11 protein-coding genes are annotated in these 16,724 nt (G+C 64.4%); 1 reads left to right on the plus strand and 10 read right to left on the minus strand.

Annotated features, from left to right (window positions below):
• Nucleotides 1–4: 4 nt before the first annotated feature.
• From EV286_RS16155 to EV286_RS16200, 10 genes are all read right to left on the minus strand, one after another.
• Nucleotides 5–3,715, minus strand: a complete 3,711-nt coding sequence (locus tag EV286_RS16155; RefSeq protein ID WP_132958175.1) for a PAS domain S-box protein — start codon at nucleotides 3,713–3,715, stop codon at nucleotides 5–7.
• A 216-nt stretch (nucleotides 3,716–3,931) separates the two neighbouring features.
• Complete coding sequence (locus EV286_RS16160; protein ID WP_132958176.1) at nucleotides 3,932–4,447, minus strand: RES domain-containing protein; 516 nt, start codon at nucleotides 4,445–4,447, stop codon at nucleotides 3,932–3,934.
• Nucleotides 4,440–4,811, minus strand: coding sequence for a DUF2384 domain-containing protein (locus EV286_RS16165; RefSeq protein WP_132958177.1), 372 nt, complete (start codon nucleotides 4,809–4,811; stop codon nucleotides 4,440–4,442). Before EV286_RS16165 ends, EV286_RS16160 begins: the two co-directional genes overlap by 8 nt.
• Before the next feature lie 76 nt (nucleotides 4,812–4,887).
• Nucleotides 4,888–5,679: a crotonase/enoyl-CoA hydratase family protein gene (locus tag EV286_RS16170; RefSeq protein WP_132958178.1), complete on the minus strand. Its 792-nt coding sequence runs from the start codon at nucleotides 5,677–5,679 to the stop codon at nucleotides 4,888–4,890.
• Complete coding sequence (locus tag EV286_RS16175) at nucleotides 5,676–6,542, minus strand: hydroxymethylglutaryl-CoA lyase (RefSeq protein ID WP_165932863.1); 867 nt, start codon at nucleotides 6,540–6,542, stop codon at nucleotides 5,676–5,678. The genes EV286_RS16170 and EV286_RS16175 overlap by 4 nt, the downstream gene beginning before the upstream one ends.
• Nucleotides 6,532–8,526, minus strand: coding sequence for an acetyl/propionyl/methylcrotonyl-CoA carboxylase subunit alpha (locus EV286_RS16180; RefSeq protein WP_132958179.1), 1,995 nt, complete (start codon nucleotides 8,524–8,526; stop codon nucleotides 6,532–6,534). The genes EV286_RS16175 and EV286_RS16180 overlap by 11 nt, the downstream gene beginning before the upstream one ends.
• Before the next feature lie 9 nt (nucleotides 8,527–8,535).
• A complete protein-coding gene (locus EV286_RS16185; protein ID WP_132958180.1) occupies nucleotides 8,536–8,919 on the minus strand; it encodes a RidA family protein in 384 nt (127 codons plus the stop codon).
• Between the two features lie 10 nt (nucleotides 8,920–8,929).
• Entirely contained in the window at nucleotides 8,930–10,537 is a 1,608-nt protein-coding gene (locus EV286_RS16190) for a carboxyl transferase domain-containing protein (RefSeq protein WP_132958181.1), read from the minus strand.
• A 52-nt stretch (nucleotides 10,538–10,589) separates the two neighbouring features.
• Nucleotides 10,590–11,753 (minus strand): isovaleryl-CoA dehydrogenase, encoded by a 1,164-nt coding sequence (locus EV286_RS16195; RefSeq protein WP_132958182.1) that lies wholly within the window; start codon nucleotides 11,751–11,753, stop codon nucleotides 10,590–10,592.
• A gap of 31 nt (nucleotides 11,754–11,784) precedes the next feature.
• Nucleotides 11,785–15,297: an indolepyruvate ferredoxin oxidoreductase family protein gene (locus EV286_RS16200; RefSeq protein ID WP_132958183.1), complete on the minus strand. Its 3,513-nt coding sequence runs from the start codon at nucleotides 15,295–15,297 to the stop codon at nucleotides 11,785–11,787.
• Between the two features lie 404 nt (nucleotides 15,298–15,701).
• Here EV286_RS16200 and EV286_RS16205 point away from each other — a divergent pair, with 404 nt between their 5' ends.
• Nucleotides 15,702–16,634 carry an NADP-dependent oxidoreductase gene (locus tag EV286_RS16205; RefSeq protein ID WP_132958509.1) on the plus strand — a complete coding sequence of 311 codons (933 nt, stop codon included), beginning with the start codon at nucleotides 15,702–15,704 and terminating at the stop codon, nucleotides 16,632–16,634.
• The last annotated feature ends 90 nt before the right edge of the window (nucleotides 16,635–16,724 follow it).

The following is a 16,724-nucleotide window of genomic DNA, read 5'->3' on the forward strand; positions in this document are numbered from 1 at the left end:
GCAGCTACGCCCGTGCCGCCGAAAGGGCGAGAAGAAGCGCTTCCCGATCATAGGGCTTGCGAAGGAGAACGGGTTTCGGCCCGACGGCGAGCGGCGGCACCTCGCCCTCTCCGGTCGCAAAGATGACGCCGATTGCCGGATCGCGCTCGCGCAACATCGTTGCAAGCGCGTCGCCGGAGATGTCCGGTAGTCCGAGATCCGTTACCAGCAGGTCGAAATGCTGGGATTGAGACAGCCTGAGGGCCTCCTCGGCCGTGCCTGCCTCGGTAATCTCGTGGCCGGCGCCCTGCAGCATCTCAGCAATGTCCATCCGGATCAGCATCTCGTCCTCGACGAGCAGAATCGTCAGCGGCCTGGCCGTCTGTAGCCCACCACGCCCATCGTTCTGCCTCGAGGGCTTCCGCTTGAGCTGCCGCCGGTTGCTGAGCAGATGCCTGATCCTTCGAGCCAGCGCCTCCCGGCTGTAGGGCTTCGAAAGGAGTTCGATGCCGGCGTCGAGCCTGCCCTCATGCACGATGGAATTTTCCGTATAGCCTGACGTGAAGAGCACCGCGATATCGGGCAGGCGCTCCTTTGCCTGCCGTGCCAGTTCCGCGCTCTTCAGCGGCCCCGGCATGACGACGTCGGTGAAGAGAAGGTCGATCGGCACCCCGCTTTCGATAATCGAGAGCGCGCTCGAAGCATCTCTCGCCTTCAGCACGCGATAGCCGAGGTCGCCGAGCATTTCGACGACCGTTGCCCGGACGTCCTCGTCGTCTTCGGCGACGAGGATCGTTTCGGTCCCGCCGCTCGTCGGGCCGTAGTCGAGGTCCGCCAGGCGATCCTCCGCGCGTGCGGAACGCGGCAGATAGAGCCTCACCGTCGTGCCATGCCCCACCTCGCTATAGACCTTGACATGTCCACCCGACTGCTTGACGAAGCCGTAGACCATCGAAAGGCCGAGGCCGGTGCCCTTGCCCACCGGCTTCGTCGAAAAGAACGGCTCGAACACCTTGTCGATGATCTCCTGTGTCATGCCGCCGCCGGTATCCGTTACGGCCAGCATGACATATTGACCAGGCTCAACGTCGACATGCCTGCGGGCATAGTCCTCGTCGATGAAGGCGTTGCCAACCTCGATCGTTAGCTTGCCGCTGCCGTTCATGGCGTCGCGAGCATTGAGCGCGAGATTGAGGATGGCATTCTCGATCTGAGCCGGATCGACGAAGGTGTTCCAAAGGCCGCTCGAGCGTATCGTTTCGATTTCGATCGCCTCGCCGATTGTCCGGCGCAGCATATCGCCCATGGTCGCAACGAAGCGGCCGATGTTGACAACCTTCGGCTCCAATGTCTGGCGTCGGCCGAAGGCGAGCAGCTGGCTTGCCAGCTTGGAGCCGCGATTGACCCCGGAAAGCGCGTTATCGATGCGCTGGCGGGCTCGTTCGTTGCCGGCGACATCCTTCGACAGCAGCTGGAGATTGCCCGAGACGACCTGCAGCAGGTTGTTGAAATCATGGGCGATCCCGCCGGTCAGCTGACCGATCGCCTCCATCTTCTGTGACTGGCGAAGCTGCTCTTCGGTCTGGCGCAGCGCCGCAGTCTGCTCCTTCTCTGCGCTGACGTCGCGCCCGTAGGCGAAGACCTGGTTGTCCTCGAAGGAAAGGCGCCAGGAAATCCAGCGATAGGAGCCGTTCCTATGGCGATAGCGGCTTTCGAACCGCTTGAGGTCGGAGAACGATTCCGGCTGCTGCAACGCTTGTATCGTGAGGTCGAGATCATCCGGCCAGACGAAATCGAGGATACTGTGTTCCACCACATCCTTCCGCCTGTGGCCGAGAATGCTCGTGAGCGCAGGGTTGACGGCCTGGACGATGCCGCCCTTCGTCAGAATGACCAGTATATCCTGCGAATTGCGCCATACCCTGGCAAGTTCGGCAGTGCGCTGGGTGACCTGCCGTTCCAGCGAATTGGCGAGGTCCTGCAGTTCCTGTTCGGCGCGGCGGCGCTCCACGGCCGTGCGTGTCCGTTCGGCCACCTCGCGGATGAAGGCCAGTTCCTGCGGGTTCCAGTCGCGGCTCGTCGCGTTGTTGAGATAGAGGAGCGCGACGATGCCGCCCTGTTCGGTGACCGGCATGTTGACGACGGACACCGCACTGATTGCCTTCAGCGCCTCAGCAGTCGCAGCCGTGCGGGGATCCTTTTCCGCATCGGCGAAGACGACCGTCTCGCCGCGCTTCAGGTTTTCGATATAGCTGCCGTAGTCCCTGAAATGCAGGATACCGGCAAGGGTTTTAATCCCCGGGGCGTTCCAGTCCCGCTCGATCGTGATCGTCTCGGCCACAGGATCGATCGTGCCATATCCCGCGCGGCTGACATTCAGTGCCTTTCCCAGGATTTCGGCCGCGGCATAAGCGAGATCCACCGGTTGCTCCAGTTCGCGGAAACGGTCGTTCAGCTCGATCAGCGCAAGGCGTCGGGTCTCTTCCAGGCGCGTCTTGGTCACGTCGACGTTCACGCCGATCATGCCCGCGAAGAGGCCGTTGACGTCGAAGCGGGGACGCGCGTCGGTGTGAAGCAGCCGGTAGACGCCATCCGCGTTGCGATAGCGCGCCTCCGCCTGGAAAGGCCGGTGCTCTGCCATCGCAGGAGCGACGGCCGCCGCCAGCGCGGCCCGGTCTTCGGGGTGGACCGTCGTGTTCCAGTCGAAGCTCGAAAAATCGGCCTCTGCCACGCCCCAGAACGCACGCTTCGCCGCATTGAGATAAACGCATCCACCGATCTCGTTTCCCATCCACAGCATCACCGGGGCGTTCTCGGCGATCAGGCGAAAGCGCGCCTCGCTCTCGCGCAGGGCGCCTTCGGCGAGTTTCCGGTCCGTGACATCCTGCCCCTGCACGAAGATGCCGGTGACGTTGCCGGTGTCGTCGAAGACAGGTTGGTAGACGAAGTCCAGGTAGCGTTCCTCGAATGCCGCCCCGGGCTGGCGTTGCAGCCGCACGAGCGCGCCCTGGCCGACAAAAGGCTCCCGCGTCCGGTAGACGTTGTCGAGAAGTTCGATGAACCCCTGTTCGCCGATCTCCGGCAGGGCCTCGCCAATCGGTTTGCCGATGATGTCCCGGTGTCCGACAAGCTGGAAATAGGCGTCGTTGGCGATCTCGAAGACATGATCCGGGCCGGCCATGGTCGCCACGAAGCCCGGAGCCTGCTGGAACATCTGCTGCAGGCGTTCGCGCTCGCCCGTCAGCCGCCGTTCGGCGCGTACCTTTGCGGTCGTCTCGACGACGATTGCGATCACGCCCGCCGGCTTGCCGGTTTCGTCGAGTACCGGCGAGTAATCGAGGTTCATCCAGACCTGTTCCGGCGCGCCGTGCCGGTGAAGCGTCAGCTCCTGGTCCTGATAGGCAAGCGTCTGTCCTGCCAGGCCGACCTTCATCACATGATCGTTGAAGTCCGCCACCTCCGGCCAGCCTTCGCGGACCTTCGAGCCGAGAAGCACCGGATGCCGCCCACCGGCAAAGACCGAATAGGCGTCGTTGTAGATCATGATTCCGTCTTCGCCCCATAGCGTAACGATCGGAACCGGCGAACGCAGCATGAGGCTGCATGTCGTTCTAAGGCTTTGCGGCCACGAACCGATGTGGCCGAGGGACGTCGCGGACCAATCGAACCCGGCGATCAGCCGCGCGGTGTTTCCGCCTCCCGACAGAAACGATAGATCTCTGCTACCCGAATGCATCTTTGCCTTGCCCGCTGATCCGCGCGATCGGATGCCGTTTGCCACTCCTCCAGGACCCTCCGGCACCTCATGGAATGTGGGGGCGATCAATGACCAACCCGAAGACACTGGAGCAGTGGAAGTAGATATGGAGGTCACGCAAACAGACAAGATGCCGCGGACAGGCTTTTGAAATCGACGGCTGCGCGCCGCCTGGCATTTCGCCTAACCGCGCGCCTATGTCCAGGAAGCGGAAGACTTCGGCATGCGGCCGTCCGGATCGACGACGGCGAGTTCCGGCATCCCCGGCGCGTTCCATCGCCAGAGAGCGACGCAGGTGCCGCCGGGCGACATGAAGGACGGATAGATCACGCCGTCATGGCCAAGGTCGAGCAGCCTTTCCCGCAGACGATGGGTTGGCGGGATCTCGCCACTGTCGATCAGCATCCGCCATTCGCAGCGATGGATATCGGCCGAAACGCCAAACGCTTCGAGACATGCGGGATCGGTAAGGTCGGCAAGCGAAGCATTGCGAAGCTCGAGCTGGGCGATCAGCGCCGGATGCTGCACAAAGCCCTGATTGTATTCGGCCCATGCCGTGGAGAGTTCGCGCGCTGCATAGATCGTCGGTGCGCCGACCGGATTCCAGCGGCCGCCGAAGCGTGCCGCGCCCTCGCCCGAGAGCGGCGCATGGGCCCATTTCGGCACGAAGGCACGCCAGAGCGTCAGCGCATCCGCGGACCTATCAGGCATAGACGCCCGATCGCACCGCTTCCAGATAGGCAAGCACCCGATCCGCCTTGCCCTCGCCGACGAGATCGTAAGCGGTCTTGCCGGCCCAGCCGGGGATCGGCTGGTGCTTGAACCAGATGACGGCGCGGCTCTCGTCGCCGGCCATTTCCTCGGCCATGGCAAGGATCCGCACGACATTGCTCAGCGCGCTGTCCACCTTGCGCGCGCTCGACTTTGCCGTCAGCGTGTTACGAGCGACGCCGATCAACTTGGCAAGCTCGGACAGCGTGACGCCCATCTCGTCCGCGACGCGACGTGCCGAGAGAAACGGCGTCTCGCCATCGCCGAAGCGGGCGGCGCCCATATCGAAGCTCAGTGCCGACATGACGATATCCTGACATAAATTGACTTCATGCGTATAAAAATACGCGCAAAGTACGCGCAATTCAAGCGCAAGCCGATCAATTCGCCTGTCGCCAGCGTGGCTCGCGCCGCTCCAGGAAGGCGGAAATGCCTTCGCGCGCCTCCTCCGTCTCCCAGGTATCGGCAAGCCGTTCGATCGTCGCTTCGATGACCGCATCGGTGATCGGAAAACCGAGCGAGCGGGCGAGCGCCTTGGCCCGGCCGGCGGCGCCAGGTGCGGCATCGAGATAGGACCGGACTTCGGCCTCGACCGCGTCGTCCAGCTCCGCCTCCGGTACGACACGCGTGACGAATCCCGTCGCGTGCGCCTGCCAGGCATCGATGATCCTGCCCGAAAGAAAGAGCGGCCGTGCCCTGCCCTCGCCGATCCGGGCGACGACATAGGGGCTGATCGTCGCTGGGATCAGGCCGAGGCGCGCTTCCGTCAGCCCGAAGCGGGCCGTCGCCGCGGCAATCGCCGCATCGCAGACGCTGATAAGGCCGATGCCGCCGCCAAAGGCATTGCCCTGGATGCGGGCGACGAGCGGTTTCGGGATTTCGTTGAGAAGCTTGAACAGCAAGGCAAGCCGGCGCGCTTCGGCAATCCGCCCGGCGCGCCCGGCCTCGAACTGCTCGCGCATCCAGCCAAGGTCGCCGCCGGCGCAGAAACTTGCGCCATCGGCCGCCAGCACGACCACGCGCACGGCCGGATCGGCGCCAAGGTCATGCGCCGCTGCCGTCAATTCGTCGATCATCAGCGCCGAGAGCGCATTGTGCTTTGCCGCCCGCGCAAGCGTGAGGCGCGCCACACCCCGTTCGTCCACGGCAATGTCGAGCGTTCCCTGGTTCATGCGGCACTCCTCAGACCGCGGGCGAAGGCGGCAGCCCGCTCAAGCTTTTCCGGCGAGAGGCCGGTTTCGAAACCCCTGGACCTCAGGAATGCGTCCGCCGAGACCGTATCGACGTTCCCCTTGGCACCCGGAGCGTAGGGGCACCCCCCGAGCCCGCCGACCGAGGCGTCGAAGACCCGTAGGCCGCGCTCCAGCGAAACCGCGATATTGTCGAGCGCGAGCCCGCTCGTATCGTGGAAATGGCCCGCGAGCATCTCGGCCGGCATTTCCTCCAGGACCGTGCGAAGCATCTTGTCGACCGCCTCGGGCGTCCCTCTGCCGATCGTGTCGCCGAGGCTGACCTCATGACAGCCGAGCGCTTTCAGCCGGCAGGCGACGCTGGCTGCCGCCGCCGGCGCGATCGCTCCCTCGTAGGGGCACTCGACCACGCAGCTGACATAGCCGCGCAGCGGCAGGCCATGCTCGACAGCGGCGCGGGCCACTAGCCGGAAACGCTCGATACTTTCATTGATCGTGCAGTTGATATTCTGCCGCGAAAAGCTCTCCGAGGCGGAGGCGAAGATCGCGACCTCGTCTGCCCCCGCGGCGAGCGCTGCCTCGAAGCCCTTCATGTTCGGCGTCAGCACCGCATAGTGCACGCCCCGCCTGCGCCTTATGCCGGCCATCACCTCGGCCGCGTCCGCCAGCTGCGGCACCCAGCGCGGGCTCACAAAGCTCGTCACCTCGATGCGGTCGAAGCCGCAGTCCGAGAGCATGTCGACAAGCGTGATCTTGTCCCCGGTCGCAACGGGCTGCTTCTCGTTCTGCAGACCGTCCCTTGGCGACATTTCCACGATCGCAACGTGCTCTCCCCTACCCTCCATCAGGCTCCTCCGGCTTGAAGGCGAGCAGCACCGTTCCCTCGCTCGTCTGGTCGCCCTCCGTGGCATGAAGGCTTTCCACGATGCCGTCGCGCATGGCCGAAAGCGTCAGCTCCATCTTCATCGCCTCCATGACGATCAAGGCGTCGCCCTTGGTCACGGCATCGCCTTCGCGAACGCGGACGATCTTGACGAGGCCCGGCATGGGAGCAACGACATGATCGCCGCCGGGACCGCTTTCCGCGGCCTGGTCCAGCGGGTCCGGCAACCGGAATTCGTATGTTTCGCCGTCGAGGAGAAACGTCAGCCGGTGCGGCGCCTCGAAGACCCGGGCACGAAACTGCCGCCCGTCGACCTCGACCTGGCAGCCGTCATCGAAGCGGCTGATGATGTGAACCGGAACCGGCCCGTGACCCATGCGCACGGTAAAGGCGTCCGGTCCCTTGCCGACGACATAGAGGCTCGTGCGACCGCCGGCATGCTCCAGCGTGACGATGCGGCGCGCCTCGCCCCAGACCTGCCAGGACCCGAGCGACTGCCAGGGATCGCTCCCAGGAGCGCGCCGCAAGGTGCCGAGCGAGAGCACCGCGGCAAGCGCGACGGCTGCCTCGTCGGGCGAGGTGACAGCCGTTAGCGGCTCCAACTCCCGGTCGATAAGGCCGGTGTCGGGATAGCCGGCGGCGAACTGCGGCTGCCGGCTGAGGCGGGCGAGAAAATCGAGATTGCTCGCCGTACCGGCGATATGACTATCGTGCAGCGCCTCCGTCAGGCGCCTGAGCGCGGTGCGGCGGTTCGGCCCATGGACGATCAGCTTGGCGATCAAAGGGTCGTAGAACGGCGTGATGCGGTCGCCCTGTCGCACACCGCTATCGATCCGTACGCCGCCTTCGGGAAAGCTCAGTTGTGAAAGCGTCCCGGTCGCCGGGAGAAAGCCACGCGAGGGCTCCTCGGCATAGATCCGCGCCTCGAAGGCCCAGCCGTCGATCGAAAGCTCCGACTGCTTCTTCGGCAGCGGTTCGCCCGCCGCCACCCGCAGTTGCCACTCCACAAGATCGATGCCGGTGATCGCCTCGGTCACCGGATGCTCGACCTGCAGGCGTGTGTTCATTTCCATGAAGAAGAAGCGGTCCGGCCAAAGCCCGCTGGAGACGTCGGCGATGAATTCCACCGTGCCGGCACCGCGATAATCGATGGCGCGTGCCGCCTTGACAGCCGCCTCGCCCATGGCGCGGCGCATTTCAGCCGTCATGCCCGGCGCAGGAGCCTCCTCGATCACCTTCTGGTGGCGACGCTGCAGCGAGCAATCGCGTTCGAAGAGATGCACGACACTGCCGTGGCGGTCGCCGAAAACCTGGATCTCTATATGCCGCGGCTGCAAAAGGTATTTCTCTATGAGAACCGCGCCATCGCCGAAGGCCGACTCCGCTTCCCGCTGCGCCGCCTCCAGCGATGCCTGGAAATCCTCCACCCGGTCGACGCGGCGCATGCCCTTACCGCCGCCGCCAGCCCGCGCCTTGATCAGGACCGGAAAGCCGAGCGCCGCCGCCTGTTCCGCCAGGAAGGCGGGATCTCTGTTGTCGCCGTGGTAGCCGGGAACGACCGGAACGCCCGCCTCCTCCATCAGCGCCTTGGCGGCGTCCTTCAGACCCATGGCTCGAATGGAGGCCGGCGATGGGCCGATGAAAGCGAGGCCAGCGTCCTCGACCGCCTCGGCGAAATCGGCGTTCTCGGAGAGGAAGCCGTAGCCCGGATGCACGGCTTCAGCGCCGCAAAGCTCTGCCGCCGCCATGACGCGCTCGATCGAAAGATAGCTCTCGCTTGCTGGCGCCGGTCCCAGCCGGAAGGCCTCGTCGGCCAATTCGACATGCAGGGCGCCGGCATCAGCATCGGAATAGACGGCCGCCGTGCGGATGCCCATCCGCCGCGCAGTGCGAATGACGCGGCAGGCGATTTCCCCGCGATTGGCGATCAGTATCTTCGAAAACATCGGCGTGTCCTATTGCGCGGCGACGACCTCGACCTCCAGGAGCCACGAGGAATCGAAAATGCCGGCGATCACCACCGTCATCGCCGGCGCCAGGGAGCCTAGATATTCGTTGCGGATTTCGCGGTTCGCCATGACGTGGTGCCTGTCGGCAAGATAGGTCGTCACCTTGACGATGTCGGCCTTGCCCATGCCCGCCGCCTTGAGCTGCGCGTCGACATTCAGCCAGACCTGGCGGGCCTGCGCCTCGAAGCCATCGGGCAGAACGTCATCCGAGGTCATCGGCACCTGGCCGCTAACCAGCAGGAGCTTTTCGAAATTCTCAAGCTTGACGGCCTGGGAATAGCCGCCACGCGGCTGCGGCGCGTTCTTGGCGTTGAAGGTCTCGCGTTTCATCCTATCATCCTCACATCCTGAACAGACCAAAGCGGGTGTCGCCAATCGGCGCGTTCAGCGCCGCCGAGAGCGACAGAGCAAGCACGTCGCGGCTCTTGCGCGGATCGACGATTCCGTCGTCCCAGAGCCTGGCCGAGGCATAAAGCGGATGGCTCTGGGACTCGAAGCGATCGAGAACCGGCTGCTTGAACTTCGCTTCCTCTTCCGGTGTCCATGGCGTTCCCGCCCGCGCCAGCGCCTCGCCGCGCACCGTCGCCAGCACACCGGCCGCCTGCTCGCCGCCCATCACGGAGATGCGGCTGTTCGGCCAGGTCCAGAGGAAGCGCGGCGAGAAGGCGCGCCCCGCCATGCCGTAATTGCCCGCGCCGAAGGAGCCGCCGACCAGCATCGTGATTTTCGGCACGTTCGTTGTCGCAACCGCCGTCACCAGCTTGGCGCCGTGCTTGGCAATGCCCTCCGTCTCGTATTTCCGGCCGACCATGAAGCCGGTGATGTTCTGCAGAAAGACAAGCGGAATCTTCCGCTGCGAGCAGAGCTCGACGAAATGCGCGCCTTTCAGCGCCGACTCCGAGAAGAGTACGCCGTTATTGGCGACGATACCGACGGGAATGCCATGAATATGGGCAAAACCGCAGACCAGCGTCGCGCCGTAGCGCGCCTTGAACTCGTCCATGCGGGAACCGTCGACGATGCGGGCAATAACCTCGCGAATGTCATAGGGGGTGCGCAGGTCGGCCGGCACGATGCCGAGGATTTCGTCGGGATCGTAAAGCGGCGCTTCCGGTCTGCGCTGCTCTACGCTCTCAGCCTTCGACCGGTTGAGCGCCGCCACCGCGCGCCTGGCAAGCGCCAGGGCATGGGCATCGTCGCGCGCCAGATGGTCGGCGACGCCCGAGAGCCGCGTATGCACATCGCCGCCGCCAAGTTCCTCGGCCGTCACGACCTCACCCGTCGCCGCCTTCACCAGCGGCGGGCCGGCAAGGAAGATTGTCCCTTGGCCCTCGACGATGATCGCCTCGTCCGACATGGCGGGCACATAGGCGCCGCCCGCGGTGCAGGAGCCCATCACCACAGCGATCTGGGCAATGCCGGCGGCTGACATGTTCGCCTGGTTGTAGAAGATGCGGCCAAAATGCTCGCGGTCCGGAAAGACCTCGTCCTGGTTCGGCAGGTTGGCGCCGCCGGAATCGACCAGATAGACACAGGGCAAGTTGTTTTCCGCGGCGATCTCCTGCGCCCTGAGATGCTTCTTCACCGTGATGGGATAGTAGGTCCCGCCCTTCACCGTCGCGTCGTTGCAGACGATCACGCATTCGCGTCCCTCGACGCGGCCGATGCCGGTGATCAGCCCCGCGCCCGGCGCCTCGTCACCATACATGCCGTGCGCAGCCGTCATGCCGATTTCGAGAAAGGGCGTCGCCGGATCGATCAGCGCCGCCACCCGGTCGCGCGGCAGCATCTTGCCGCGCCCGACATGCCGCTCGCGCGCCGCCGCGCCGCCACCGGAAGCCGCCTTCAGCGCCGCCTCCTCCGCCACCCGGATCGCCTCCGCCATGGCCTCGCGATTGGCCCTGAAGGTCTCCGAATTCGTGGATATCTGCGACTTCAGAACGGTCATCTATGCTTACCCGCGTGCGCGATAACGACAAAACTCTGCGATGGGATCTCGCTCAACCCGTTTCGGCAAACAGCTCCCGCCCGATGAGCATACGCCTGATTTCCGAAGTTCCCGCGCCAATCTCATAGAGCTTGGCGTCGCGAAGCAATCGGCCCGCCGGATAGTCGTTCGTGTAGCCGTTTCCGCCGAGCGCCTGGATGGCTTCAAGTGCCATGGCGGTCGCCTTCTCGGCGGCGTAGAGGATGCAGCCGGCAGCGTCCTTGCGCGTCGTCTCGCCGCGGTCGCAGGCCGAGGCGACCGCATAGACATAGGCCCGGGCCGTGTTCATCGAGACATACATGTCGGCAAGCTTCGCCTGCATCAGCTGGAACTCGCCGATCGCCTGGCCGAACTGCTTGCGTTCATGAAGATAGGGCACGACGACGTCGAGGCATGCGGCCATGATGCCGAGCGAGCCGGCCGAAAGCACGACGCGCTCATAGTCCAGCCCCGACATCAGTACCTTCACGCCGCCGCCGACGCTGCCGAGGACGTTTTCCTCCGGCACCTCGCAGTTGTCGAAGATCAGCTCGCAGGTGTTGGAGCCACGCATGCCGAGCTTGTCGAGCTTCGGACCGGTGGAAAAACCCTTGAAATTCTTCTGGACGATGAAGGCGGTAATGCCGCGCGTGCCGGCCCCCGGGTCGGTCTTTGCGTAGACCACCAGCACGTCCGCGTCCGGGCCGTTGGTGATCCACATCTTGCTGCCGTTCAGCACATAATCCTCGCCGCGCCTTTCGGCACGCAGGCTCATCGAGACGACGTCGGAGCCGGCGCCGGGCTCCGACATGGCCAGGGCTCCGACATGCTCGCCCGAAATCAGCTTCGGCAGATACTTCGCCTTCTGTGCGTCCGTGCCGTTGCGGCTGATCTGGTTGACGCAGAGATTGGAATGCGCGCCATAGCTCAGCCCCACGGAAGCCGAAGCGCGACTGATCTCCTCCATGGCAACGCAGTGAGCGAGATAGCCCATGGCCGCCCCGCCATATTTCTCCTCCGCGGTGATGCCGAGCAGTCCGAGCTGGCCCATCTTCTCCCAGAGAGGCGCTGGAAAACTGTTGGTCCGGTCGGTCTCTTCGGCAAGTGACGCGACACAATCGGTCGCAAAGCGGCGCACGCTGTCGCGCAGTGCCTCGATCTCCTCGCCGAGAGCGAAGTTCAACCCGCCTTCATACATCGCATCCTCCCCTCCGCCGCCTCTCTGCAGCTTATGCTGCGTCGAAGACGCGCGGCTTCTCCTTCGGCTTCTCGTAGGCTTCCAGCCGTCGCGCCACCTCGGCGCGGACCTTGCGGACAGCCTCCTCCTTGACCGGCCCGTAGCCTCGAATCTCGTCGAACAGCGTAAGGATCGCAAGAGCATCCATCTCGTTATTGGCAGAAAGTCGACCGATGACCCTCTCCGCCACATTCTCGTATTCGCCGATCAGCCGACGCTCGAGCTTGCGTTCGGAAAGATAGCCGAAGGGGTCGAGGGCCGTCCCGCGCAGCTTCTTGAAGCGAGCAAGGCGACGCAGAAGCGGCAGGATCCATGCACCATATTCCCGCTTCTTCGGGCGGCCGTTCGGATCGCGGCCGGCAAGGATCGGCGGTGCAAGGTTGAAGGCGAGCTTGATGTCGCCATCCATCTCCTGGCGCAGATGCGCCTCGAAAGCCGGATCCGAGAGAAGCCGAGCGACCTCGTACTCGTCCTTGTAGGCGAGTACCCGGGCATAGGTCGCAGCGACCGCGAAAGGCACCTTGTCCGAAAGCTCTGCGCGGCGCGCGGCCATGATTGCCTTCGCCACGAAGGCGGCATAACGCTCGGCGAGTGCGGCGTCCTGATAGGTTGTAAGATGCCCCTTGCGATGGGCGATCAGCTCGTCGAGGTCCATTTGCGCCAGCGTCTTTGCCTCTTCCGGCTCCGCCATCAGCCGATGAACGGCCTGCGGATCATGGGCGAGAAGACGGCCCCAATAGAAGGCAGCCTTGCTGGGCGAGACCGCGACGCCATTGAGCTCGATTGCCCGCTCGATCGCCTCGAGCGAGAGCGGCAACAGCCCGAGCTGCCAGGCAAAGCCGGTGAGGAGGATATTTGTCGACATGGCATCGCCGGTGACCGCCTGGGCGACATGGCCGAAATCGAGGAAAACGGAACGGCCGTCGACGGTCTTGGCGATCGTGTGCTGCAGGGAGCCGACCTTGAAATCGAAGTCGCGCTTACGAACGAAATCCGCAACTGGCATGAGGCCGGTGTTAACGATGGCGACGGTGCGCGACGTCTTGCAGAGCGTGATCGCATCCTTCGAGGCGGCAACCACTTCGTCTGCGGCAAGCAGGAGATCCGCACCGCCATTGACGATGCGCGAGGATGTCACGTCCGCCTCTTGTCGGCCGATGCGCAGGTGGCTCATCACTGCTCCACCCTTCTGGGCAAGCCCGGCCATGTCGAGGATCATCGGTACCTTGCCCTCGAGATGGGCGGCCATGCCGAGAATGGCTCCGATCGTCAGGATACCCGTGCCGCCGACGCCTGCGATCGCGATGTTCCACGGCCGCTCCCCGAGCACGGGAACCTGCGGCATCGGCACCTCGGCATCCGGATGTTCCAGCGCCTGCCGCTTTCTGCGCTTGCCGCCATGGACAGTAACGAAGGAGGGACAGAAGCCTTTGACGCAGGAGAAATCCTTGTTGCAGGTCGACTGGTTGATCTGCCGCTTCCTGCCGAACTCGGTTTCGAGCGGCTCGATCGAAATGCAGTTGGACTGGACGGAACAGTCGCCGCAGCCTTCGCAGACGGCCGGATTGATGTAGACCCGCTTGGCCGGGTCCTCCAGCAGGCCGCGACTGCGCCGGCGCCGTTTTTCGGCGGCACAGGTCTGCACATAGACGATCGCCGAGCAGCCCTCGGTCTCGCGCAGCGTCAGCATCACCTGGTCGAGATGGTCGCGGTGCAGCACCGTGACGCCGGGCGCTAGTTCGCCGGCGCGATAGGAATCCGGGTTGTCGGAGAGAAGGTAGATCGGCTTGACGCCCTCGTTATAGAGCTGGTGCGTCATCAGCTGCGGCGTCATGTAGCCGTCGATCGGCTGACCGCCGGTCATGGCGACGGCGTCGTTGTAGAGCAGCTTGTAGGTGACGTTGACCTTGGCCGAGACCGATTGGCGGATGGCGAGAATACCGGAATGGAAATAGGTGCCGTCGCCGAGGTTGACGAAGATGTGCTTCTCATCGGTATAGCGGGCGATCGCCGTCCAGGGCACGCCCTCTCCGCCCATCTGGGTGAAGGTCTCGGTGCTGCGGTCCATCCAGGTGACCATGTAGTGGCAGCCGATGCCGGCGGTTGCGCGGCTGCCCTCCGGCACGCGCGTCGAGGTATTGTGCGGACAGCCCGAGCAGAAGAAAGGCGTGCGCGCGAGCGGCGCAACGTGATTGCGGCTGATCGCGCCGCGCTCGGCAAGATAGGCGAGCTTGGCGGCGATGCGCTCGTGCAGTGAGGGGTCCAGCTCGAGACGCAGGATGCGCCCCGCAATGGCGCGCGCCACGGCGCCGACCGTCAAGGCAGCGGAGAGGCTGAGATACGGGTTGTCGTGCTCGTCGAACTTGCCGACGATGCGCGGACGCACGTCCGAGCGCCAGTTGAAGAGCTGCTGCTTGATCTGGTTCTCGATGATCTCGCGCCGTTCCTCGACGACGAGCACCTCCTCCAGCCCCTCGGAGAAGTGGCGGACGGCCTCCGGCTCGAGTGGCCAGGGCATGCGAACCTTGAGGATGCGCAGCCCGATTGCCGCCATCTCGCGCGGGCCGATCTCGAGCTCGCGCAGGGCCTGCAGCACATCCTCATAGGCCTTGCCGGAGGAAATGATGCCAAAGCGCGCATTAGGCACGTCATGGGTCACCTCGTCTACACGGTTGGCGCGGGCAAAGGCGATGGCCGCATAGGCCTTGTAGGTCTGCAAACGATCGTCCTGAACGAGCGGCGGATCGGGCCACCGCAGGTTCAGGCCGCCGGGCGGCAGTTCGAAGTCCGTGGGCAGCACGAATTGCCGCTTCTCGCCGGATAGATCGACCGCCGCCGTTGTCTCCACCGTGTCGGCAATGAACTTCATGCCGACCCAACAGCCGGAATAGCGCGACATGGCGATGCCGAGCAGGCCGTATTCGAGGAATTCATGGATGGAGGATGGATAGAGGACCGGGATCACCGCCGACATGAAATCGTGGTCGGTCTGGTGCGGAATGGTGGACGACTTGGCCGAGTGGTCGTCGCCGGCAAAACAGAGGACGCCGCCATGCTTCGAGGTGCCGGCGGCGTTGGCGTGCTTCAGCACGTCGCCTGAGCGGTCGACGCCGGGACCCTTGCCGTACCAGATGCCGAGGACACCGTCCTTGCGCACGCCGGGAGACAGGCCGACCTGCTGCGTGCCCCAGACGGCGGTCGCCGCGAGATCCTCGTTGATACCGGGCTGGAAGGTGACGTCATGGGCGTCGAGAAACGGCTGCGCCTTGAGTAATTGCTGGTCGTAACCGCCAAGCGGCGAGCCGCGATAGCCGGAAATGAAGGCTGCGGTATTCAGGCCCGCCGCACGGTCACGACGCATCTGCGTCATGGGCAGGCGGACCAGCGCCTGCAGGCCAGTCATGAAAACGCGGCCTTCATCGGCCGTATATTTGTCGTTAAGCGAAACTTCAGTCGCCAGCATCTGCTCTCCTCCCGAGATAGCAGCTCTGTTACTCACGCGCATTTCTGCGCGCCGATCGACGACCAGCGGTTGGGCACTCCCCTGCCCGTGCGCCGGACTGACCGAACGATACGACTCGAATATTAGCACCGGCGGATGCTAATTTCCGAACGAAGGCGATGTCATCGGCGCATGATTTGCAAAAATCGTCGGTACGGGCCGCAATTTCGCGCCAAGCAGCATGGCGCCGGGACCGCAGCCGTGACGCATGGAGGAAACTTGGCTCCACCGCCGGATTATCGGCCGCTGGTTGATAATCCTTCCCGGACTGAGCGGATTATCAGGTCCGGATTGGCGCGGCATCCTGTGCCCATCAAAGCCAACGAGGCTTCGGCAAACACAGGAGCAGGACAATGGAGACCAATAGGATCGAAAGGGAAACCGGTAACGTCAGGGAGAATGGAGCGATGAAGGCTTACAGAGTTCATGAGTTCGGCGGCCCGGAGGTGATCCGGGCAGAAGAGATCGAGCGGCCAGCGCCCGCCGAGGGCGAGGTGCTGGTAAAGGTGGCGGCTGCCGGCGTCGGCCCTTGGGACGCATGGATCCGCGCCGGCAAGAGCGCGCTGCCGCAGCCTCTACCACTCACGCTCGGTTCCGATCTGTCAGGAACTGTCGAAACGATTGGCCCCGGCGTTTCCGGATTCAAGCCGGGCGACGCGGTCTATGGCGTCACCAATCCGCGCTTCATCGGCGCTTATGCGGAATATGCCATCGCCGCGGCCGGCATGATCGCGCCCAAGCCACGGACGATCGATGACGTCGGGGCCGCCTCGATCCCCGTCATTGCGGTCACGGCGCGACAGGCGCTCTTCGATCACGCCGGCCTCAAGGCCGGGCAAACCGTTCTCATCCACGGCGCTGCCGGCAATGTCGGCGCCTATGCCGTGCAGTTTGCCCACATGGCCCGCCTCAAGGTCATCGCGACCGCGAGCGCGGCGGATATCGCAACCGTCAGGGCGCTCGGGGCCGATATCGTCGTCGACTACCGCAGCGAGCGCTTCGAGGACAAGGCCAGCAATGTCGATGCCGTCATCGACCTGACCGGCGGCGAGACGCAACAGCGCTCCTTCACCGTGCTGCGCCGCGGCGGCAAGCTGGTCTCGGCCGTGTCGCAGCCGGACCAGGAACTCGCCAAGAAGCACGGCGTGGATGCCTTCTTCTTCCTCGTCAACGTGACGACTGAACAGCTGACCGACATCGCTGCGATGGTGGACGCCGGCAAGCTCGTGACCAATGTCGGCACGGTGCTGCCGCTCGCCGATGCGATCAAGGCGCACGAGATGCTTGAAGGCACCCGCAGCCATGCCAGGGGCAAGATCGTGCTGAAGGTTGGGGCCTGAGGCGAACCCGTCTTTCTCAGGGAGGGTGAGCACCTACCCTCCCGAAACCAGACAGCATCGAACTCGCGCCGCCATTGCGACAGCGCGGCA

Source organism: Rhizobium sp. BK251 (assembly GCF_004345245.1).
GTDB lineage: Bacteria > Pseudomonadota > Alphaproteobacteria > Rhizobiales > Rhizobiaceae > Rhizobium.